General features: G+C 58.8%; 16 protein-coding genes. 11 read left to right on the forward strand and 5 right to left on the reverse strand.

What is annotated here, in order from left to right:
- Positions 1-67 precede the first annotated feature (67 nt).
- Entirely contained in the window at positions 68-2,089 is a 2,022-nt protein-coding gene (locus tag ACZ47E_RS16935; RefSeq protein ID WP_037091123.1) for a hypothetical protein, read from the reverse strand.
- Between the two features lie 149 nt (positions 2,090-2,238).
- Positions 2,239-3,204 carry a hypothetical protein gene (locus tag ACZ47E_RS16940; RefSeq protein ID WP_006698576.1) on the reverse strand — a complete coding sequence of 322 codons (966 nt, stop codon included), beginning with the start codon at positions 3,202-3,204 and terminating at the stop codon, positions 2,239-2,241.
- Between the two features lie 915 nt (positions 3,205-4,119).
- Here ACZ47E_RS16940 and ACZ47E_RS16945 point away from each other — a divergent pair.
- The gene (locus ACZ47E_RS16945) at positions 4,120-4,890 is read left to right on the forward strand and encodes a helix-turn-helix domain-containing protein (RefSeq protein WP_022563657.1); all 771 of its coding nucleotides are present in this window, start codon (positions 4,120-4,122) and stop codon (positions 4,888-4,890) included.
- 42 nt (positions 4,891-4,932) lie between these two features.
- On the opposite strand, the gene ACZ47E_RS16950 is transcribed toward ACZ47E_RS16945, so the two are convergent.
- Positions 4,933-5,280: a hypothetical protein gene (locus ACZ47E_RS16950; RefSeq protein WP_006698574.1), complete on the reverse strand. Its 348-nt coding sequence runs from the start codon at positions 5,278-5,280 to the stop codon at positions 4,933-4,935.
- A gap of 392 nt (positions 5,281-5,672) precedes the next feature.
- Between ACZ47E_RS16950 and ACZ47E_RS16955 the strand changes: the two genes are divergently transcribed.
- The 5 genes from ACZ47E_RS16955 to ACZ47E_RS16975 are packed head-to-tail and all read left to right on the forward strand — an operon-like array spanning position 5,673 to position 11,102.
- Positions 5,673-6,695, forward strand: coding sequence for a UDP-glucuronic acid decarboxylase family protein (locus tag ACZ47E_RS16955; RefSeq protein WP_108081210.1), 1,023 nt, complete (start codon positions 5,673-5,675; stop codon positions 6,693-6,695).
- A gap of 1 nt (position 6,696) precedes the next feature.
- Positions 6,697-7,680 (forward strand): UDP-glucose 4-epimerase GalE, encoded by a 984-nt coding sequence (galE, locus tag ACZ47E_RS16960; protein ID WP_022563658.1) that lies wholly within the window; start codon positions 6,697-6,699, stop codon positions 7,678-7,680.
- Complete coding sequence (locus ACZ47E_RS16965; RefSeq protein WP_333898818.1) at positions 7,677-9,608, forward strand: glycosyltransferase family 2 protein; 1,932 nt, start codon at positions 7,677-7,679, stop codon at positions 9,606-9,608. Before galE ends, ACZ47E_RS16965 begins: the two co-directional genes overlap by 4 nt.
- Before the next feature lie 14 nt (positions 9,609-9,622).
- Entirely contained in the window at positions 9,623-10,126 is a 504-nt protein-coding gene (locus tag ACZ47E_RS16970; RefSeq protein WP_034498547.1) for a DUF995 domain-containing protein, read from the forward strand.
- Positions 10,127-10,139: 13 nt separating this feature from the next.
- Positions 10,140-11,102, forward strand: a complete 963-nt coding sequence (locus tag ACZ47E_RS16975; protein ID WP_004438632.1) for a glycoside hydrolase family 26 protein — start codon at positions 10,140-10,142, stop codon at positions 11,100-11,102.
- A gap of 53 nt (positions 11,103-11,155) precedes the next feature.
- Here ACZ47E_RS16975 and ACZ47E_RS16980 read toward each other — a convergent pair whose 3' ends face one another.
- Positions 11,156-12,337 (reverse strand): AGE family epimerase/isomerase, encoded by a 1,182-nt coding sequence (locus ACZ47E_RS16980; protein ID WP_034498233.1) that lies wholly within the window; start codon positions 12,335-12,337, stop codon positions 11,156-11,158.
- A 336-nt stretch (positions 12,338-12,673) separates the two neighbouring features.
- Here ACZ47E_RS16980 and bcsN point away from each other — a divergent pair, with 336 nt between their 5' ends.
- The 5 genes from bcsN (at position 12,674) to ACZ47E_RS17005 (ending at position 21,776) form a co-directional block, all read left to right on the forward strand.
- Complete coding sequence (gene bcsN / locus ACZ47E_RS16985) at positions 12,674-13,663, forward strand: cellulose biosynthesis protein BcsN (protein ID WP_162699255.1); 990 nt, start codon at positions 12,674-12,676, stop codon at positions 13,661-13,663.
- Positions 13,664-13,730: 67 nt separating this feature from the next.
- Complete coding sequence (gene bcsA / locus ACZ47E_RS16990) at positions 13,731-15,920, forward strand: UDP-forming cellulose synthase catalytic subunit (RefSeq protein WP_108081212.1); 2,190 nt, start codon at positions 13,731-13,733, stop codon at positions 15,918-15,920.
- Complete coding sequence (locus ACZ47E_RS16995; protein WP_034498227.1) at positions 15,917-18,406, forward strand: cellulose biosynthesis cyclic di-GMP-binding regulatory protein BcsB; 2,490 nt, start codon at positions 15,917-15,919, stop codon at positions 18,404-18,406. Before bcsA ends, ACZ47E_RS16995 begins: the two co-directional genes overlap by 4 nt.
- Complete coding sequence (locus tag ACZ47E_RS17000) at positions 18,403-19,458, forward strand: glycosyl hydrolase family 8 (RefSeq protein ID WP_034498225.1); 1,056 nt, start codon at positions 18,403-18,405, stop codon at positions 19,456-19,458. Before ACZ47E_RS16995 ends, ACZ47E_RS17000 begins: the two co-directional genes overlap by 4 nt.
- Positions 19,449-21,776, forward strand: coding sequence for a cellulose synthase (locus tag ACZ47E_RS17005; RefSeq protein ID WP_162699254.1), 2,328 nt, complete (start codon positions 19,449-19,451; stop codon positions 21,774-21,776). The genes ACZ47E_RS17000 and ACZ47E_RS17005 overlap by 10 nt, the downstream gene beginning before the upstream one ends.
- Positions 21,777-21,804: 28 nt before the next feature.
- On the opposite strand, the gene ACZ47E_RS17010 is transcribed toward ACZ47E_RS17005, so the two are convergent.
- The gene (locus ACZ47E_RS17010) at positions 21,805-22,959 is read right to left on the reverse strand and encodes an amidohydrolase (protein ID WP_022563668.1); all 1,155 of its coding nucleotides are present in this window, start codon (positions 22,957-22,959) and stop codon (positions 21,805-21,807) included.
- Positions 22,960-22,985 lie beyond the last annotated feature (26 nt).

Here is a 22,985-nt window from a genome sequence, read left to right on the forward strand (position 1 = left end):
TTTATCGGTCCCCTCGGTGATCTTGCGGCTTTTGCGGTTACGCAGGCGGAACTACCGCCGGCAAAACCTACGCGGTGACCGCTTGCATGACGTCGGATGAGTGAGCATTGGACCACGACAGGTCGTGCCCGGCATTGATGACGCCGTCGGATTCGTTTTCGATGGTGGCGGGATCGTCGTGAAGAAAGGCGATGACCTCGTTGGCAAGTTGGCCCGGTTGCGCCGGCTGCGACGTATCGTTTTCGATGATGCCGCCCTGTATCAGAATGGCGTCGGAATAAACGCCGCCGGCAACATAGGTGGTGGAACCGAAGCTGTCGTAATCAATGATCTGCGCGAGATTGATGACGGCATTGCTGCCGGTATCGATATGGACGTCGGTATTCTCGTTGTTTTCGAGCACCTTGGCAGCGGCCTGGGTAACGTCGTCGGAATCGCCGAGCACACTCACCTGCTTGATGATGCTGACATCGTAGAGATTGCCGGTGATGTAGAGCACGTTCAGTCCCTGATAGCCGGCAAAATTGCTGTCATGCGCAAGTGCATCCGGCATGTTCGGATCGCGCTCATTGATCGCGGACACCGTCTGCGCCATGTAGTCGGGCATCGTTTCGAAACGGTCGTTGGACCCGACGTTATAGATGGAGGCATCATTCCAAAGGAGATTGTTGCCGGATTGAATAGTGGCGCCTCCCGGTGCATCGGGATTGGCGCGGGCCCAGTCATTGTCGTAAAGCACGGCGATCTGGCTGATGAGGTTCATGTCCAGCACATTGCCGCCAACGATGATGAGGTCATACTGCATTCCGATGCCGAGGAAATTCGCAATATTGAGTGCGGCATTTCCCCCTGTCAAAAGACTGACGCTCGCACCGGATGTCGTGATCATCATCGTGTCGTTGTCGCTGACGAACTGGTATTGTTCGATCCAATGCACGAAGGAAACGTCACCCTCCAATACGCTGACGCGCCACGCGGTGGGGAAAATCGGCATTTCGCCGGTTTCAGGGCTCTCCGTCGCCGTATTTTCCGCGCCGGGGAAAACGCTGCGTTCGAAGTTGGCGATGTTATAGGCGGCCGTGTCGGCCTGATCCTCGGAACGGGTGAAAACGGAAGCGATTTCGTCCCTGTCGCTATAGATATAGGCCTGGGTGATCGCATCGATCTGGTGGTAGTCACCCATTACGGCGGTGACGGAGGTCATGACGGCGGTGTTGACCAATGTGGCGACGTTGGCGACGACATTGGCGCCTGCGGCCACATCGAGACTGTTGCCGGCGGGACTTTCTTCATGCAGCGCAACGTCACTTCGTTCCGGTTCTTCCGGAGGCTTGGCAATGCCGCGATCCGGCATGTAGTCGTCCAGCGCCGGCTTCTCAGCGGCGGCAACGCCATTGATATAAAGACCATTGATGTCGTTGCCGGCCAGGACGAAATCCTGATCTGCGCCGGTCCCGAGTGAGGTAACGTCGTTGTCTCGGGCGTGCTCGATATAATCATGCGCGGTCTTGGCGAGAGCCTGCAGCGCATCATAGCTGTCGGTGCGCTGGAAACCGGAAAAAGGGGTGAAGACGGACGCTTCGTTGTAGAATTCGACTGTACGTTCAGTGACGAAGCTGGTGTCGCGGGCCACGTTGGGGCCGTCCGTCATATTCAGATAATCATCGTCCTGAAGAATATTCACCTGCGCGATATGGGCGACAACCGAGCCTGGGCCGGTATGAATTACCAGCTCACGTTCGTCCTCGAAGGAAAGGCGACCTGGAAAGCGGAAATTCGCAGCGGAAATATCGACCGGTATCGAATTCGCAAACTGCTGCATGTCATGTTCGACCGTGCGTGCGAAATGCGGCGGCAGATAATCGAAGTCGTAATAGCCGGCATGGTACTTGACGCCAGGATCGTAGTCCTGAAGTGCAACGTCATAGTTCTTGTCGAGCAGCCTTGCTGCTTCCTCTTCCGGCAGTTGCTCAGGCCCGGAACGTGCGGGGCCTTCACTATAGTTGTTTCGCAGACGTGCTTCTTCGGCCATCGTGTCGAACAGGCCGATGAAATGCGCGATCATGTCTGAAATCTTGTCAATATGCATTGGAGGTCCCTCCCCGATCATTGCGGCACGTCACAGATGGCGGGCGGCACACGTCTTGGAAGCGGTGCTTCTCTGTCGCCAGGCCTGTCCATGAACCGCAAACTGCACCGGCGGACGCCGGTGCAGCTCTTTTCGTCAAGAGATGGTTGTCAGGAGTGATCCTCACCGACGTCCGAGACACTGGAGTTGCCCCCTGTGACCGTGACGTCAACGGCATTGGAGAGCATGTTGGCGCCCTGCACCAGCTCCAGATGGAAGCCGGAATTTGCAAGGATTGCCGATGCATCGGCCGTGCTGGTGCCCGCTGCGTCGTCGCCGGCCTTGAGATCCCATCCCTTGCCGTCGATGCCTTCTGCGCCATAGGCGTCGCCTGCATTGGCGCTCAGGTGGTTTTCGGCGCCACCGTTCTGCATCTTGATGTCGTACGCCTCATCCTGATCCGCCAGGTGGTTGGCCTGCACGAGGCTGAAGCCCGTGTCGTTGCCGTCACCGTTGAGCGAGTCGTTGAGGATGCTGTCGACATCCAGGGTAAAGGAGAAGTCGTCACCCAGATTGAAGGTGAGGTCTCCGCCGGCGATGCCGAGATTGCCGACATCCTTGACGCCCGTGATGTTGCCGAAGTCGTCATCCGACTTGTAGAAACTGTCCGAGGAGTTGAAGCTGTCGGTGGTTGTCGAGACCTTGGTGGAGGTGTCGTTGTCGGAATAGGAGAACGTCTTGTTGTCCGTATCCGTAATCGTCTTCACGTTGGTGTCGTTGTCGCTGTACGACTTGCTTTCATAGCTCCAGTCGTAATCGGTCTTGATTTCGGTGCTGGTTTCGGTGCTCGTCTTGGTCGTCGTGTCGTTATCGCTGTACGACTTGCTGTCATAGCTCCAGTCATAGTCGTTATCGCGATTGTCACCATTGCCGACTGCAACATCGATCTTGGCATCAACATCCACATTGGTGCTGTTGTCGCTATTGTCGTTGTTGCGGTTTTCACCGTTCGCGGTGCCGACGTTGCTGTCTTCCACCTTGGCGTCATTGGTAGACGTGTTGGCAAAACCATCGGAAAGCGCGCCGATCTTGGTGATATCGTCGTCGCTGCCAGCGGATTTATGATCATAACCCATTTCGATTTCCTCCGAAAAAGCTCGGAGCAGCTTTCGAAATCCCTCTCATCTCAAATGGGATTTTTTCGCGCTTGCTCCGGATAGCATGAAGATTGATGTTTTGCAGATGGACTCGGTTACGCATCATCTGCGGTTCGGTATTGGCCCGTGGACGGGCTCTTTTTGTTCAGCCCTTGTGCGCTACTCGGTAAAAAAGGGCGCACAAATCCGTTCCTCGCTCCAGCAGGGGAGCGCGGTGGCTTCGTCTTTTCGCTTGCATGTTTTCTTGAAAAGGGTCCGGCGCTCTCAAACACACGTCAAGGCCGGGAGTGTCTTTCCATCAGCCGCCGTTCAGCGACGGTTAGACTGTGCCGCAGAAAAATTGCGCTTCCTAGATATCAATTTGGGCTAAACCTATCGGCGTTCCACCCGGATATATACGTCGCAAGCGGTTGTCCTGCGCATCGTTCGCCGGTTCATTCTCGAAAAAAACGCCGCTTCGGCAGGGCAGAGCGGCTGTTTCGTGAAACATGGTTTATTTCGGTGGAGAGAGGTCCCCATCCCGAAAAGGCACAGGCTTTGGCATGTGCAGCAGGCGAGCTATGTTGAGCGATATCAACTGGAAGTTACATTTCGTCGGAACGCAAAACCAGCACGAAAGCTTTTCCGATATATTTGTTTTTACGCAGGTTCCGGGATCACTGATTCTGATCCGGCTTAACCTATTTTGTATGTCAATTGTAAAAAATAACCCGTTTGGGCCATTTATTTGCGCAGCTTTTCGTATTAGCGTTTACGAATTAACGGGTGATTAATAATAGTTGACATGACATGAAGCGGAGAATCGCCTCCAAGTTTTAAGGGGTGGGTCGCCGGGCGGATGAAAGACTGCGCAACCAAAAGAAAGTAATGCGTAAGCGCTTGAGGGAGGCGTCAATGTTCATGGGAACGTCAGATTATGCGGCAAAACAAAAAAACGCCGTTACACATATAAATGGAACTTTGTTGATCGTAGCGGATCCGGACCTGTTTTCCGAGTGCCTCATGGAGGCGTTGGGCAAAAAGTTCCCTACATTCTCCGTGGTAAGCGTGACATCGTCGGCAACGATTGATGATGATTACGGCGCCGACGTCCGGCTCGTATTGCCCTATCGCCTGGCGGGTGAGCGGCTTAATAGTGTATTGTCGGCGATCCGTGAAAAACATCCTGAAGCGCCGATTGCGCTCGTCGTGGAGACGATCGACAAAATTGAAGAGCCACTGAAGCGGCTGGTGGGAATGCGCATCATCGATGGTGTGCTGCCGCTTAATCTCCGGCTCGACGTCTTCATGGCGGCGGTCGACCTGCTCATGAAGGGCGGGGAGCATTTCCCGGCGGCCCTTCTAGGCAAGCTTACGCCCTATCCCACCGCAGTCGGTGGTAAAAGCGTGCGGAACAGCCCTGTCATCGCCAACCGTGCCGATGCCCTCGCCGAGAGCAGGAGCGACATGGCGACGCTGACGACGCGTGAGGTGCAAATCCTCGACCTGTTATGCAAGGGTACGCAGAACAAAATCATTGCCGACCGGCTTCATCTGTCCGAGAACACGGTGAAGGTCCACGTTCGCAACATCTACAAGAAGATGAACGTTCGCAACCGCACGGAGGCGGCGTCGCGTTTCTTCAGCAAGGATGAAGGCGCGACGTTCTCCGGCTGGAAGAACTGAGCGTCGGGCTGCCAGAGGCAGCCCGGACGTTATGCAGGAGGCTCAGGGCCTTAGGAAGCAGCGGGACTTTTGCCCAAATCCGCTCGGCGAGCAGATATAGGGAGAAGAGCCCGAATAGGAAGGTCGCGAAACTGCCGGTGTGTCCGAAGCATCTGCAACAAGCGTAACGGCTGCGTTGCCGGTTTTTTGATAGCCATAGGCCGCCTTCGCCGGCGTGACGCGGCTCTTGATCGTAGTCGGGCTGGCCGATGCGGTTGTGAGAACGGCGTCTTCGACGACGGAGCATGAAGCGGTCGCGAAAGTGAAAGTCAAAAGTGCGCCGGCAACGAGCGCAAGACGACATTGACGGACTGTTTTGCCGCCACGGAAATAAGGCATTTCATTCATCATGTGTGTCCCCTGAAATCGACTGTCTGTCGCATCTCGCCGGGCGCTTTTGTTCCCGGTGGACCGAGCCTTACAAAACCAGGATAGCCCCGACTGGTTGAGCGAAGCTTGCGCTAATGCTCAATAAGAAAGGCATAATGGAGGCGTAGTTAAAAAGTATTAAATCAAAGGGCTATTTTGAGTAATTTTGGGTACTCAATTGTAATATTTCGATAAATTGAAGTTGACCTGTTTTTGCCTGCGCTTATCATGAAAGTGGAAATTTATCGGATGTGAATATTAAAACCTCAGGAAGAAGAAAAAATAGAGGGATGATATTCAGATAGCGTCAAATGGAGAGTTTAATTCACTTAGTTGAATCGGCTGTGCTGATTCACCGTGGGGAGGTGTGTGTTATGCGTAATTTCGTTCCCAACGAACATGATAACGGCGTTACCATTTACTCAGATTGGAAACCCGGGCAACGGGTACTCGTTAATGGTGGCGCCGGTTTCCTGGGCTCCCATCTCTGCGAGCGGTTGCTGAGCAGCGGTCACGAGGTGATCTGTCTCGATGATCTTTCGACCGGCCGTACCGCGAATGTGGAGCATTTGCGGAACAATAAGCGGTTTCTGATGGTCGAGCACGATGTGCGCAAACCCTATGACATCGATGTTTCGCTGATCTTCAACTTTGCCTCTCCGGCTTCGCCGCCTGATTATCAGCGCGATCCCGTCGGTACCCTTCTCACCAATGTACTCGGCGCAGTCAATGTGCTGGAAGTCGCGCGCAGATGCGGTGCTACCGTGGTGCAGTCCTCGACCTCGGAAGTCTATGGCGATCCCCACGTCAATCCGCAACCGGAAACCTATTTCGGCAATGTAAATACAATCGGGCCGCGCGCCTGCTACGATGAAGGGAAACGCAGCGCGGAAACGCTGTTTTTCGATTATCACCGCACTTTCGGTGTCGATATCAAGGTCGGACGCATTTTCAACACTTACGGGCCGCGTATGCGCCCTGACGACGGCCGTGTGGTTTCGAACTTCATCGTTCAGGCGCTGAAGGGGGACGACATCACCATTTACGGTGATGGCAGCCAGACCCGTTCTTTCTGCTATGTCGATGACCTGATCGATGGCTTCCTGCGCTTCTCGGCCAAACCGAAAGACTGCACCGGGCCGATCAATCTCGGTAATCCCACAGAAATTCCCGTGCGGCAGCTGGCCGACATTGTTATCCGGATGACAGGTTCTCGCTCGCGCATCGTCCATCTGCCTGCCGCGATCGATGATCCGCATCAGCGTCGTCCGGATATTTCGCGGGCAAACGAGCTGCTGAAATGGCAGCCGCGTGTACCGCTCGAAATCGGCCTTGAAAGAACGATCGTCTATTTCGATGCGTTGCTGGCGGGCCGGAAAGTGGCGGAGGCCGTATGAGATGCCCCGCACAATCCTCGTCACGGGCGGGGCCGGATTCATAGGCAGCCACATCTGCAAGGCGCTGGCGCAATCCGGCTTCAAGCCCATAGCTTATGACAATCTATCGACCGGTCACGCGGATTCGGTCCGCTGGGGTCCCTTTATCGAAGGCGACATTCTGGATCGTGGTCTCCTGAAAGCCACGCTCCAGGAATTCTCGCCAGCCTTCGTTATTCATTGTGCCGCCAACGCTTATGTCGGCGAGTCCGTCGAGGATCCACGCAAATACTACCGCAACAATGTCGGCGGCAGTCTTTCGCTGCTGGACGCCTGTCTTGACCAGAATATCGGCGGACTGGTGTTTTCGTCCAGTTGCGCCACCTATGGCGTGCCGCCGCAACTGCCCATCAGTGAGGAGACGGCACAGACGCCGGTCAATCCTTACGGCCGCACCAAGCTGATCTTCGAGATGGCGCTAGACGATTATGCCGCGGCCTATGGTCTGCGTTTCGTTGCACTGCGTTATTTCAATGCCGCCGGTGCGGACCCGGATGGCGAGCTTTGCGAACGTCATGAACCGGAGACGCATCTGATTCCCCGTGCGCTGATGGCCGCTGCCGCAAGGCTGCCGCAACTCGATGTGTTCGGTGCCGATTACGATACCAGTGACGGTACCTGCATTCGCGATTATATCCATGTCAGTGACCTGGCCGATGCCCATGTCGCCGCCGTCAACTATCTTGCCGATGGCGGCGAGACGTTGCGTGTCAATCTCGGCTCTGGTCACGGCACATCGGTCGGTGACATCATTCGGGCAATCCATCGCGTGACGGGGCAGGAAGTCCCTGTTCATTTTGGCGCACGGCGCGCAGGAGACCCTCCGGCGCTCTTTGCCGATATAGAACGCGCAAGGCAGACGCTCGGCTTTGCGCCCAGGCGCTCCGATATAGACACTATCATCCGCACGGCCGGTCCCGGTTTTGGACTGGAGGTGCTGTCATGACGATGCGCTCCACGCCCTCCGTCGCATCCCCCCGCGCCGCTGCAGGCGTGTTGCGGATGCTGCCGATCTTTACAGGCTGGAACCGCCTTGCCTACCTGCTTGGCATCGGTGGCTGGCTGGTGACGCTCGCCCATTTCTGGATCTGGTGGCTCGATCGAGATCGCGTCATCGACTGGCCCTACTACTCCGTGGTCACGTTGGCGCTGGCGTGGATCACGCTTCTGCCATCCTATTTCATCTTCATATTTCTCAACGCGAGGGTTGTTGACCGGCGCTCGCCTCTGCCGGGGGGCAGGGTGGCGATGGTGGTCACCAAAGCGCCGTCGGAACCTTTCGCGGTGGTGGAAAAGACGTTGCTGGCCATGCTGGAGCAGAAGGGTCTGGAGTTCGACGTCTGGCTTGCCGATGAAGCCCCGGATGCGGAAACGTTGAAATGGTGTGGCGCGCACGGCGTTTTCGTTTCCACCCGACAGGGCATTGCCGAGTATCACCGCAAGACCTGGCCGCGGCGCACGCGCTGCAAAGAGGGCAATCTCGCCTATTTTTACGACCGTTACGGTTACGAGCGTTATGATTTTGTCGCCCAGTTCGATGCGGATCACGTGCCGGAACCCGACTATCTGAGCGAGGTAATCCGTCCCTTTGCCGATCCGAGGATTGGATATGTGTCCGCCCCAAGCATTTGCGACGCCAATGCCAATGAAAGCTGGGCCGCACGCGGAAGGCTTTATGCCGAGGCAAGCCTGCATGGTGCGCTCCAGCTGGGATACAATAATGGCTGGGCGCCGCTTTGCATCGGCTCGCATTACGCCGTGCGCACGAAGGCTCTTCGGGAGGTGGGCGGCCTCGGGCCGGAGCTTGCCGAAGATCATTCCACCACGCTTTTGATGAATGCCGGCGGCTGGCGCGGCGTCCACGCCGTCAATGCTATCGCCCATGGCGACGGGCCGGTGACCTTTGCCGATCTCATCGTTCAGGAGTTCCAGTGGTCGCGCAGCCTTATGACCATTCTGCTGCAGTATTCACGGCATTACGTGCCGAAGCTGCCCGCGCGACTGAAGTTCCAGTTCCTGTTTTCGCAACTCTGGTATCCGCTGTTCTCCGGCTTCATGGCTCTGATGTTCGTGCTTCCGGCCGTGGCGCTGGTGAGAGGCCATGTGCTGGTCAACGCATCCTATCCGGCGTTTCTGGCGCATTTCCTTCCGGTTTCGCTGATCATGATCGTGTTTGCTTTCTTCTGGCGGGCCACGGGCGCGTTCCGTCCGCATGATGCGAAGCTTTTCAGCTGGGAGGCCATGGTGTTCCTGTTCCTGCGCTGGCCATGGTCGCTTATGGGTGTGCTGGCCGCCGTACGTGACACGATCCGTGGCGATTTCGTCGATTTCCGCATCACACCCAAGGGCACGCAGGCAAAACCGCCGCTGCCGCTGCGGGTAGTCGCACCATACATGGTCCTCGCGGCGCTCAGCCTTCTTGCCATGGTTCTGGCGCCGCGCCAAAACGGCGCGGAGGGGTTCTTTATCTTCGCTGCCATCAATGTGGCGATCTATGCGGGCCTGTCGGTGTTTCTGCTCATCCGCCATGCAGTGGAAAACGGTTTGCCGAAGCTGCCGGCCCTGCGCGGTGGAGCGAGTGCTGCCGCCTGTTCCTTGCTGCTGGTGGCGGGAAGTGCTGCGGAGCTCAGCTCCCATGCGATTGGTGGGCTGGAAGCTCTCTCGCATGGACAACCCTATATCAGTTTTACCGAAACACGGTTCACGGTCGCAGGCGCGGGCGCGGAAGGTGCAAGGTCGGTGCGTCTGAAACTGCGCATTGCACTGCCTGGACTGCGCGGGCCGCAGGAAATGCAGGCAGAACCAATCGTTGCGCCGCCGCCAGCGGTGGCAACCGGAGAGATCATGCTGGCCGACAATAGGGTCGGACAATGAAGGAGGAGGCTGTGATGAAAACAACAATAAGCACATGCGGATTCTCCGCTTTCGTACTCTGTCTTGCGGTGGTCGCGCCAAGCGTCGTCCATGCTGCAGGCGGCACGAAGACGCCGAAGCCGCTCAGAACCAGCGAGGTCGTGGAGATGTATTTCGACAAGACCTGGAAATGGGATACGGGCGGCGGGCGCTTCATCGCCGACGGCCGTAAATTCATCGCTGCAACGGAAGAAAAGGGCAAGAAGTCCATCGGTGAAGGCCGCTGGACTGTCGATGCCAATGGCACATTGTGCATGCGCGCCACCTGGAAAGCCGAGGCGGGAAGCGGCAAGGCCGATACCTGCTTCGACCATGGCCGCATCGGCAAGGTGCTCTACCAGCGCAAACAGGGCGGGCAATGGTACGTGTTCCGGCACAATCCGCCCCGCCCTGGCGATGAATTCCTCAAGCTCGTCCGCAAGGACGATGTCACGCCGCAGATCGCCGCCTACGACAAGGCGATGACGGCAACAAGGTAAGGAGTAAGGTGTCATGCAGATAACAAGACGAACACTTCTGTTCGCGAGTGGTGCCGCCGCAGCCTTTACCGCCGGAATGTATCCGGTGCTCAAGCTCGACGCGCAAGGGGTCGCCCCCATGACCTCGACGGGCATGAAGACGCTTGCCGACAAAAGACCGACATTGCATGCGGACGGAATACGTTTCGGCGCATATGATCCGCACGGCGATTTCACCGGCCAGTCCGGGGTGGCGACGGAACACCTGTTCTTGCCCTGGGAAGACGTGGATCTCGATAGTCTCGCACTTGCGGATGCCTACGCCCTGGAGCGCAAGCGCAATGTGATGATCACGGTCGAACCCTGGTCGTGGGACGTCAACTGGCGCCTCTCTTCAGACGAGTTGCGCCGCAAGGTTCTGAGTGGCGATTACGATAAGAACATGCAGGCGATCGCCGCACGCATGTCGGCCATGAAGAGCCCGCTGATCCTGCGCTGGGGGCAGGAAATGGAAGACACGACCGGCCGCTTCTCGTGGTCGGGCTGGAACCCGCGTGATTACATCACCGCCTACAAGCGCGTGGTGGATATGACGCGCAAGGCTGTTCCCGGTGTGAAAGTGATGTGGTCGCCGAAAGGTCTGGATGGTTTGCGGGCCTATTATCCCGGTGACAATTACGCCGATCTGGTCGGTCTGTCGGTGTTCGGTCTCGAAGATTACGACAAGATCGAATATGGCGCGCCGAAGACCTTCACGGATCTGCTGCGCAAGGGCTACGGACTCGTCGAGACCTTCGACAAACCAGTCTGGGTCGCAGAACTGGGTTATGAAGGCAGCGATTCCTATGTTCGCCCGTGGATGAACGACGTGACGCTGAAACAGGCGGATTTTCCAAAGCTGGAAGAAGTCGTCTACTTCAATGACAAGGACGTTCATGCCTGGCCGCACAATCTCGGCAGACCTGACTGGCGCGTGGTGCGTCCGGCCAAGGTTTGACCGGTATCAAAACCGGCGAGCGGCGATGCCGCTCGCCCGGTAAGTGACGTTCCTCACCCTGCTGCCAGCACCGCCTCGGCCTCATAGATGGCGCAGACGATGTGATAAAACGTGCTTGCCGGCGCTGGTTCGTCGAGCATCGGCCGGTCCGCCGGCCATTTGTCGAACCACAGGCCCTTGACCGGCGTGTCAAGGAAAGGCTGCAGCGCGCCGATGGCGCTCAGACCAGAGGCAAGGTAACGCTGCCGCTCCTCGCCATCAGTCACACTGGCAAGCCGCACCGCCGCCTTCAGCCATTCCGTCTGCGGCCATAGTCGCGCAAGCCCGTCACGCATCGAAAAATCGTCGTAAAGGCTCATTACCGCCACCTTCCGGCGCGGGCAGATGCCGTAGGCCTCGCCGATCTCGAACAGGCGTTTTGCCTTCCTGATCGCTTCTTCGTTTCCACGCAGGCTGCCCCAGCGCACCAGAAGCCAGGCCCATTCGAACTGGTGGCCCGGCTCCATGATCCGGCCCTTCTCCCCCTCGTAGGGCGTCCAGTCATGGGCGAAGAATTCGCGCAGGCCGCCATTGCCGTCATCGATGAAGCGGGAAAGTGCGAGGCCGGCAATCTCGTCCGCCAGCGCCGACCACGGGCCGTCACGATCCTGTTCTTCCCAGGCCAGCATCGCTTCGAAAAGATGCATATGCGGATTGGAGCAAAGCGGAGTGCGCGGCGGGTTCGCCTCCTCGAAGCCGGCGATGGGATGTCTGTAGTCGCGCTCGAGAATGGCAAGGATTTCGAGCGCGCGGCTGCGCATCTCATTCCTCCGCTCGGGAAGGATCGCAGCTGTCTGTGCTGCGGCGAAAAGCGCAAAAGCCTGGTTGTAGAGATCGAAGGAGGGGTCGATCAGTTTTCCGGTCTGGTCGGCCAGGTTGCCGTAAAGGCCGTTTTCAAGGCGATAGACCTTCTCGAACCAGGACAGCCCGTGCAACACTGCGTCTTTCCAGGGTCCGTGCCAGCCATGCTGGCCGGCGGCGGCATAACAATAAGCCTGGCGCGGCTGGACGCGGGCGCGGCGGTCATCGGAAAAAACCGGTTTCGCATCCTGACCGAGACGCTCGTAAAAGCCGCCATCCGGCCGGGCTGACCCCGCCTCCCACCACAATGGCAGGGCGTCCTCATCCAGCCATTTGCGTAATGTTCCGATCTCCTCGGCAAGTGTCTGCGCGATACTCGGAAATTGCACGGTCATGCGGTAACTCTCTGTTTTTACAGTTGAATAAATTGAGATCAATAAAAATACGTAACTATGGAGGCAAATAGACCATGTGGCATATTGCGCTGCAACCGCAAAATTATCGATCTGACGCAAAGCCAACCCGCAGCGGCGTGATTGGTTCCACCTTTTTGCCCTTCGCCAATGGCAGCGAAAAAGCGATTCGCACGCCATAAACTATCAGAAATTACAATGGAAATTTGCGATTGCTTATTCGCAGTCCTCACGTATTTCGTAACAATGGTCTGGTCATTGGTGATTCGGTTTCCTTTTAATCTGGGCGGCGTCGGGGAAAAAAAGGGGCGAAGGGCAGTGAAATTTTCTGCCTATACTTCATTGCTGTTTTCCATTGCGGTTCTTTCTGGCTGCAATACTCCCGCGGGCGTTCGGTCGTTCGGCGGGACGCAGCTTCTGTCACCCTCCGAAGCGCTGATTTTTCCGCCGCCTGGCGGTCCCGAAATCGTTACCGTCGTCAGCCGTACTTATTCCAACGCCGTGGCGCAGCAGGTCATATTGCGTTCCGAGGCTGCTACGCCGGGACAGAATTATCTCAAGGCGGAGTTCTTCGGTCCGCAGCAGGCGGGCGATACAGATTTCGATTCCCTGGCGTTCACCGGTTTCAGGGCTTCCTCCCTCGCACGGGAAATCCGTGCGGAATTTCCCGGTGAAACCATCGCCATGTCGGCAAATTACCTGCAGAACAGTTACGGCGCGTTTTCCTATGCCGCTGGCAAGGGACGTGGTGAGGATACCTGCCTTTATGGTTGGCAGGATATACGTTCCCCCGAAAGCATGCGGCAGGATTTCCGCAATCTGGGGCGCATCAAGGTGCGGCTACGCCTCTGTCAATCCGGCGCAAGCGTCGAGCGGCTTCTGGCGGTGATGTATAATTATACCATCACCGGGACTTATGCCTCGCCAAGCTGGAACCCCTACGGCACGCCGCAGGCGGTGGACAAAAATCTCGGCCGTCCCGGCAATCCGGTCTACCCGATAAAGTCGGAAGAGGTGCCGATGCGACCCGGTGGCGAGGTGACCGCCAGCGTGCCGGTCCGGCCGGTTCGTCGTGCGGCGGCCACTGCCCCGGTCCAGCCGGAACAACAGCCGCTGCCGCCCGTTGCAGCAGTTAACATTCCTTCGCCGGTATCGGCGGGTGCGTCGGGTCAGCCTGCGGTGACGGCCCCGCGCGCCGCCGGCGGTGGGGCAGTCACAGGCGAACAGCAATCATCGCGCGTACCGCAGGTGTCCATTCCCTCGCCATCGTGCCTTTCCGGTTCGGGGGCGGGCCAGGGATGCAGATGATGGCGGGGACGAGAGCGGAGATTCCGGGTCGAAATTCCGGATGGGGACGAGAACGGAAAGTTTCTGGATGAACAAGGCCATCACAATCATTGTCTGGTTGCTTGTGTCGCTTTGCGTTCTGGCCATCATCACGATGCCGGTCAGCTTGCAGACCCACCTGGTCGCAACGGCAATCTCGCTTATTCTCCTCGCAACGATCAAGGGCTTCAACGGGCAGGGGGTCTGGCGGCTGGTGGCCCTCGGTTTCGGTACGGCCATCGTGCTCCGTTACGTCTACTGGCGCACGACAAGCACGTTGCCGCCCGTCAATCAGCTTGAGAACTTCATTCCCGGTTTTCTGCTCTATCTGGCGGAAATGTATAGCGTGGTGATGCTGGCGCTCAGTCTTGTCATCGTGTCCATGCCGCTGCCGTCGCGCAAGACCAGGCCCGGCTCGCCCACATACCGTCCGACAGTGGATGTCTTCGTGCCCAGTTACAACGAGGATGCGGAGCTTCTGGCCAATACGCTGGCGGCGGCCAAGAACATGGATTATCCGGCAGACCGCTTCACGGTCTGGCTGCTGGACGATGGCGGCTCGGTGCAGAAGCGCAATGCCGCCAATATTGTCGAAGCGCAGACCGCGCAGCGCCGCCATGAAGAGCTGAAGAAGCTCTGCGAAGACCTAGACGTGCGTTATCTGACGCGCGAGCGCAATGTCCACGCCAAGGCCGGAAATCTCAATAACGGCCTTGCCCATTCGACTGGGGAACTCGTCACGGTCTTCGACGCCGACCACGCGCCCGCGCGCGACTTTCTGCTGGAAACCGTTGGTTATTTCGAAGAAGACCCGCGGCTGTTCCTGGTGCAGACGCCGCATTTCTTCGTCAATCCCGATCCGATCGAGCGCAATCTGCGAACCTTCGAGACGATGCCGAGCGAAAATGAGATGTTTTACGGCATCATCCAGCGCGGCCTCGACAAGTGGAACGGCGCCTTCTTCTGCGGTTCCGCCGCCGTACTGCGGCGCGAGGCCCTGCAGGATACCGAAGGTTTCAGCGGTGTCAGCATCACGGAAGATTGTGAAACGGCCCTCGCACTGCATTCCCGCGGCTGGAACAGCATCTATGTGGACAAGCCCCTGATTGCCGGGTTGCAGCCGGCCACTTTCGCAAGCTTCATCGGTCAGCGCAGCCGCTGGGCACAGGGCATGATGCAGATCCTGATTTTCCGTCAGCCCCTGTTCAAGCGTGGCCTCACATTCACACAGCGCCTCTGCTACATGTCCTCGACGCTGTTCTGGCTATTTCCGTTTCCGCGCACGATCTTCCTGTTTGCGCCGCTGTTCTATCTTTTCTTCGACCTGCAGATATTTGTGGCCTCGGGCGGCGAGTTTCTAGCCTATACGGCGGCCTACATGCTCGTGAACCTCATGATGCAGAACTATCTCTACGGCAGTTTCCGCTGGCCGTGGATATCGGAACTCTACGAATATGTGCAGACGGTTCACCTCCTGCCCGCCGTCGTTTCAGTGATCTTCAATCCGGGCAAGCCAACCTTCAAGGTCACGGCGAAGGATGAATCCATCGCTGAGGCGCGACTCTCGGAAATCAGCCGGCCGTTCTTCGTGATTTTCGGATTGCTGGTGGTGGCGATGATCTTTGCCGTCTGGCGTATCTACAGCGAGCCCTACAAGGCGGATGTCACGCTCGTGGTCGGCGGCTGGAACCTGCTGAACCTCATCTTCGCCGGTTGCGCGCTGGGGGTGGTTTCTGAACGCGGCGACAAGTCCGCCTCGCGGCGCATCACCGTGAAGCGGCGCTGCGAGGTCAAGCTTGAGGGCAGCGACACCTGGGTGCCGGCCTCCATCGACAATGTTTCCGTCCACGGTCTGCTCATCAATCTATTCGATAACGCAACCACGGTCGAAAAAGGCGAGACTGCGATCGTCAGGGTCAAACCCCACAGCGAGGGCGTTCCGGAAACGATGCCTCTCAATATTGTTCGGACGGTGAGAGGCGAGGGGTTCATTTCGATCGGCTGCACCTTCTCCCCACAACGGGCCGTCGATCACCGCCTTATAGCCGATCTGATTTTTGCCAATTCCGAGCAATGGAGCGAATTTCAGCGTGTTCGACGCAGGAACCCCGGCCTCATTCGCGGTACGGCGACCTTCCTGGCAATATCGCTCTTCCAGACGCAGCGTGGTCTCTTTTATCTTGCGCGCGCGTTGCGGCCGGGTTCCAAGGCCGTCAAGCCTGCTGGAGCCGTAAAATGACCGGCCGCGGACCTATCAGGCAGTCGCTGACAGTGATGATCTGGGGTGCAGTCGCGACGAGCGCCATTGCGCAGTCATCCCCCTTCGACATGTCGCCGGAGAGGCCGGCCCAGACCGCGCCAAAGCCCGCGGAGCCGCCCGCCATTTCTCCGGTGGAACCGCGTCGCGAGCCGGAGGTCCCGACGCCGGTGCAGCCACCTGTTCCGCCACCCTTCGCGGCTAAGCCTGCGCCTTCCCCAGACGTGACGGCCCAACCGCCGCCGGTTCCCCCAGTGACCGTGCCCGCGCGCCGGGAAAGCGTCTCACCCGGTTCCATGCGCGCCTCGTCTTCTTCAGCCGATGGCCGCCGCCGCTATATCCTTCCCTATGAAAAGCTCAGCCTTTCGGGCGAAATGGACCGGCGGCAATGGAGTATCTATCTGACGCCAGAGCAGGTGAATGCAGCCGTATCGCTGAATGTCGGTTATCAGAACGCGATCGTTGTTGCTCCGGAAAGCTCGAACTTTCAGGTCAGCGTGAACAATGTCGGGCTTGGTGCAGCGCGTATCGAGGCGCCGGACAGTCAGGGGAATATTTCCCTCAAAATTCCGCCCGGTGTCCTTCAGGTCGGCGCGAATGTCGTGTCGCTCGGGGTGCAGCAGCGCCACAGAACAGATTGCACGATCCAGTCCACTTATGATCTATGGACCGATGTCGATCCGGCAAATACCTTCATAGGCTTTAACGCCGATGTTGCAGGCAGTTTCGCCAACATCGACGACATCCAGGCGACCGGACCTGATGGCAAGGCGACGACGTCGATCGAAATCGTGGCACCGGCGCTCGGCAATCCGGCATTTGCGGATTCTCTCCTGCGTCTTTCGCAGGCGCTGGCGCTCAGAACCCAGATGCCGAACCAGACGGTCCGTTTTGTGACGGCCCCTCCCGTCGAAAGGAAAGCGGGAACGCTTTCGGTCCTCGTCGGCACGGCTCGGGAAATCGCCGGCATGGCCGGAACTTTGCCACCTGAAGCATCAGCGGGCGCTTTCGCAGGCTTCGGCAGCGCCGTCGCGGGCGGAGCGTCGCCGCTTCTCGTCACCGGTCCGACCCCCCAGGCGGTGCAAGCGGCGATAGAGACACTGTTTTCCTCGATCTCGCGAACACCGGGCGCTCAGCGAGCCACTTTTTCGACGCGCAGCTGGCACGCACCCGATGTGCCACTGATCATGTCGGACCGTCGGATCGCGCTTTCGGAACTCGGTATCGAAAGCAGCGAGTTCAGCGGCCGGCGTTTCCGCAATGAATTTTACATCGGCATGCCCGCCGATTTTTATGCGTCGGCCTATGGCGAAGCGTCGCTTCTCCTGGACGCAGCCTACTCTTCGCAGGTGTTGCCCGGCAGCCATGTCGACATCTATGTCAATGACCAGATCGCCTCCACCGTGCCTATCTCCAATAATGGCGGGGGTATTTTCAGACATCTGCCGATCAACGTGACAATGCGGCACTTCAAGCCCGGTCCGAACAAGGTGACTATCGAAGCGGTGTTGATGACGGCGCAGGATCAGGCCTGCGCACCGGGTGCGCCAGCGAGCGCAACGCCCCGTTTTGCATTGTTCGACACATCGGAAATTCATATTCCGGACTATGCGCAGATTGGTCGCAAACCCGATCTCGCTGCTATGGCTGGCGCCGGGCAGCCCTACCGCACTGGAACTACTCCCGTCGCCCTGTCTCTTGATCGTTTTGACACGGACACGATGTCGGCGGCGGCCACGCTCATCAGCCGGCTGGCGAGCGTGGCGGGGCATCCGATCGACATTGAGACCGTCGCGTCGCCACTGGTGATCGGCGACCGGGACGCGTTGTTCGTTGGTACGATCTCACAATTTCCGCAGGCTTTGATCAGCCAGTTCAACCTCGTTCCCTCCAGCCAGATCTCCTGGAAAGTGGGAGCCGGTGTTCAGCAGCCTGCGCAAAACAGTGAAAACCTCTTTAATGACTGGCGTGAACGTGTCGACGGCGGCATCTGGGAAGGACAGGTTTCATCCTTTGAGGAATGGATGAAGCGCAACTTCGACCTGAGTTCGGATACATTGCGCTTCCTGCCTGCAGCCGAGCAGCCCTATGCGCCGCCTGCCAATGTTTCCTTCATGCTGGCCCAGGGCCTCAGCCCTTCAGGTGAAGGGGTTTGGACGCTTGCAACCGCGCCAAGTTCGGGAGAGCTTTTGGAGGGCATGGCGGCGATGACGCGTGAAAACCGGTGGGGTGGCGTCACGGGGCGTGTCGCCGCTTACGACGCAGGTGCTGAAAAAATCGAGACCGTCGAAGTGGAACGGCCATATCTTTATAGCACGCGGCCATTTTCCTTCTCGAACTTCAGGCTGATTGCGGCAAACTGGCTGTCTTCTAACGTTCTCTCCTATTCATTGGCCTTCATTGGTTTCGTGTCGCTCCTCGGTCTCGCGACGTTCGCCATGCTGCGCATGATGGGGCGACATCGATGAAGAGCGGAATTTCGAAACTGGCCGGTGTTGTCGTCCTTTCCATCATGACGTTGCTGACAGCCGTTTCAGCGGGCCGCACCGCGTCGATCCCGCCGGAGGCATGGTCGGCCTATAAGAGTGCGTTTCTCGATCCCGGTGGCCGCATTATCGATACGGGCAACGGCAATATCAGCCACAGCGAGGGTCAGGGTTATGGCATGTGGCTTGCGGTATTGTCCGACAGCCTCGCCGACTTCGAGCTGATCTGGAGTTTCACACGCACCGAACTGCTGGTGCGGGATGACGGACTGTCCGCCTGGAAATGGGATCCGCGCACACGTCCGCATGTGACCGATATCAACAACGCTACGGATGGCGATATCCTGATCGCCTATGCGCTGGCGCTGGCTGCCGGGCAATGGAATCGGCAGGATTACGCCGAGGCATCCACGGCCATGGCATCCGCCATCCTCAAAAAAACCGTGGTTCAGCGCGCAGGGCGTACGTTGCTCCTGCCGGCTGCAACCGGTTTTGGCGAGGGGGACCGGGATGACGGTCCGGTGGTCAATCCGTCGTATCTGATATTCGAGGCCTTCCCGGTTCTCAATCTCGTCGCGCCGTCGCCGCTCTGGAAAGCGGTAGCCGATGACGGGGTGACGCAGATTGGTGCCTTTGCCTTTGGCGAGAGGAAACTACCGGCCGACTGGGTATCGGTGCGGACGCGAGCCCAGCCGGCATCGGGTTTCCCGCTGGAGTTCGGTTACAATGCGGTGCGCATTCCGCTTTATCTCTCTCGGGCGAATATGGGCTCGCCCGAGCTGCTCAACCGGCTGAAGAACGGCATGACGCTGGAAAGCGGTGCGGCTGGCACTTTCGATCTGAAGAGCGGAGCGGTCAAGGATGTGCTGTCGGACCCCGGCTATCGCATCATTCCGGCGCTTGCGGCCTGTGTCGCAGGCGGGGTCGCCGTTCCGGAAGAACTGAAGAGCTTTCAGCCAACACTTTATTATCCTTCCACATTGCACCTTCTGGCATTGTCGTTTCTGGCAAGGAATAACGGGGAATGCCGATGAACAAGCCTCTATCGACTTCCGCCCTCATCCTGCTTCTAGTCGCGCTTGCAGCCTTCCACTGGCGTGACAGCATTCTCGGTCGCGTGTCGGACGTTCACACCTCCGCGGTGGGGGACAATCGCGCCGCGCAGCGGATATCTCCTGCGGCAAATCCGGCGCAAATCAACGCTTTCGTCAAGAATCGCGAGATGGCGCAGTTAGCGCAGTCCTCGACACCGCCGGTAACGGTGCCGGCAACCGAGCCGCGACCGGTGCCACAGACCGGCGCCCAGACAGCGCCAACACAGACGGCGCAGGCGCCTGCCGCGCGCGTGGCGGAGCCGGCGTCGGGTGATATGCCGGAAGTCGATCTCAGTGCATTACGCTATTTCGCCGCGAGAGGCGATACGCAACGCCTTCAGGCCGAAATCGCGAGACTTCGCACGCTTTATCCAAACTGGACACCACCGGCTGATCCGCTTGCTGTTCCGGAAAATGGCGATGCAAAGCTCGATGCCATGTGGCAGCTTTATACCGATGGCCGTTATGCCGAGGTCAGGAAGGCGATTGCCGACCGCCAGCAGACAGAACCTGGCTGGCAGCCGCCGGACAACCTGACCGGCATGCTGTCTCTGGCCGAGGCGCGTCAGCGCCTCATCAACGCGTCTGACCTCAAGCAATATGCGACGGTGGTGGATACGGCCGCCAATAATTCCGGTCTGCTGACCTGCAGCGAGGTCGACGTTCTGTGGCGGGTTGCCGATGCCTTTGCCAATACGGACAGGATGGCACGGGCGCGCGACGCCTATCTCTACATTCTCAACAATTGCACTGTCGCAAGTGACAGGCTCGCCACCGTGCAAAAGGCATCCGCGCTGCTGCCGGCGGAAATGATGGGTGAGCTTCTGGCCAAGGAAAAGCCCGGCGCCGATGGACAGCTGGAATTCGAGCCGGTCAAGAACGATCTCGCGCGCCAGTTCGTGGCGAAGGCAGGAGAAAAAGAGGGGATCACCGTCCCTTCTGCCTATCTGATCCGGCTTGAACGGCTTGCCGAAACGGAAAAGCTCGCTAGCGACGCGCTGCTGCTCGGCTGGTACAATATTCGCCAGAAAAATATGTCGGAGGCCGAAAAGTGGTTCCGCAAGGCGCGAGAGGAAGAGGACAGCGCGTCGGCCTCGCAAGGGCTGGCGCTGGCGCTGATCGACCGCAACGAGCCGCGTGAAGCCGAGGACGTCATGTACAAATGGCGCGCGACATCTGACGATGCGCTCGCAACCTATCTTGCCGCAACCGCCAATCTTCTCGCGCTCGAGCCGCCCGTGGTGCTGCCGCCGGATGTATTGCAGCGCATTGCAGCGGAAACCGTCGCGCGCAAGGACGCGGCGACGGCACAACAGTTCGGCTGGTATTCGCTTGCGTTCCGTCAGAGCCAGCTCGCCTTGCAATGGTTCAGCACTGCGCTTGGCTGGAAAGCGGATGATGAGCCGTCTGCCTATGGCGTGGCACTGAGCTATCATGACCTGCGCAACCTCGCTGGCCTGCGGGGCATTCAGCAGCAATGGGCAAGTCGGTCGCAGCGTATTGCCGATGTGGGTACCGCACGCATGGTGGATCAGTCCGGCCAGCCGGCCGTGGCGGTAACCGCGCCGCCTCTCGCCACCGCCCCGCAGCAGACAGCGCCCGTGCCTCAGACGGCGCAGGGAGGGACGGTGGCCTATGTTCAACCCGTCGTCCAGGCGCCTGAACCGTCACGCAAGCAGGCGAGACTGTCTTCGCCAGCGCAAAGAGCAAACAACACGGCTTCGCGTCCACGCTCTTGTGCCGCCTATCCTGATCCGCAGCGATTGCCGCCCCAGCAGGCGCTCGATCTCGGCTGGTGCCTGATGGAGACGAACAGACCGGCCGAGGCGCTGAAAGCCTTTGAAGCCGCCATTGCCGGCGGTCAGTCGAGTGTCAAAAGCGATGCGGCCTATGGTCAGAGCCTCGCCTATCTGCGCATGGGGCTGACGGATCATGCTGCGGTCTCGGCGACGAAATCGCGCATGGATCGTCCGCGAGCCACGGAGCTCCAGGTTTCGATCCTTGCCGATCGCGCGGTTTCCGCCTTCCAGTCGAAACGTTATGCCGAAACGCTTCTGCTCCTCGACCAGCGGGCTCGGCTGGCTGACGAGCGTGCTGATCTAATGGTGCTGCGCGGTTACTCCTATCTCGCCATGCGCCGTTATGGGGAAGCCGCCCAGATATTCGAAAGCCTCGCCTCCATCGGTAATCGCGATGGCATCAGGGGGCTCGCGGCAGTGCGCGCCGCCCGGCCGAGCAACGGTCCGCAAGGCGGTTGACAGCGGCCGGCGTGCAGCCGGCCACGGCTTATTTCCCGCCAGTGAGATTACGAATGAGGCGCATGAAGATGCGCGCACCGATACCGATCAGTGCGTCCGGAAAGTCGTAATCGGGGTTGTGCAGATTGGGATAGTCCCGGCCCGCGCCGAGAAAGAACATCGCCGACGACGAGACGCCACGGAAACGGCCGAAATCCTCGGAAGCGCGCATGGGCAGACCTTGGGAACCGTGGGAGATTTTCTCGTCGTCCAGCGCCTGCCGGATATGATCGACGGCGTCCGGGGCGTTTTCGCAATGCAGGAAAATATCGTCATAGGTGATATCGAGCGCCAGCCTCTCTTCGTCTGCCACCCTTTTTGCGAGCGTCTCCGCGGCGTTGCACAGGTTTTCCATCCGGTCGTCGGTCAGCGTTCTGAGTGTCGCCCAGATTTCCGCGTCAGCCGGGGAAATGCCGAAGGCCGCTTCCCCCATGATCGCGTGGGTGATCGTCACCATCGAAAAATCCGGTGCCGGCGGAAAACCGGAACCGAGATCGCTCAGGGACGGCATCAGCCTGGCAATCGCCCGCATGGGGGAAATGCCGTGTTCCGGTGAGGAGGCATGTGCCGTCTTGCCCGCTAATGTGATTTTGATGCCGCGCGATGCGCAATTGACCGGCCCTTCCACCACGCTGACATGGCCGAAGGGCAGGCCGGGGAGGTTGTGAAGTGAAAATGAATAGTCCGGTTTTATCTCCGTAAAGCGGGGATCGGCAATAACGGCGGCTGCGCCCGCACCGGTTTCCTCCGCCGGCTGAAAGAGAAGAATGACCCGTCCTGTCTCCGGCCGCTGGCGGGCAAGGCCAAGCGCCAGTGCCGTCAGAATGGTGGAGTGGCCGTCGTGACCGCACAGATGGCCTTTTCCATCGACGCTCGAACGATATTCAACTTCACCCTTTTCGTGGATAGGCAGCGCGTCGATTTCCGAGCGGATCAGAACCGAGGGGCCGCTTCTGCCGCTGTCATAGACAGCCGCCACGCCATGGCCGCCGAGGCCGGCAAGAAGCCGGTCAGGTGGTGCCTGCTCAAGAAAGGCATGGACGCGGCGGGCGGTTTCTTTCTCCTCTCCGGAAATTTCCGGATGGCGATGCAAATCGTGGCGAAGCTCAATGAGATCGAGCATGTCCTTATTTGTCAGAAACATCAAAATTCCCTGCAGGTCGGTCGGCG

The organism is Agrobacterium sp. 5Ca39 (assembly GCF_055382365.1).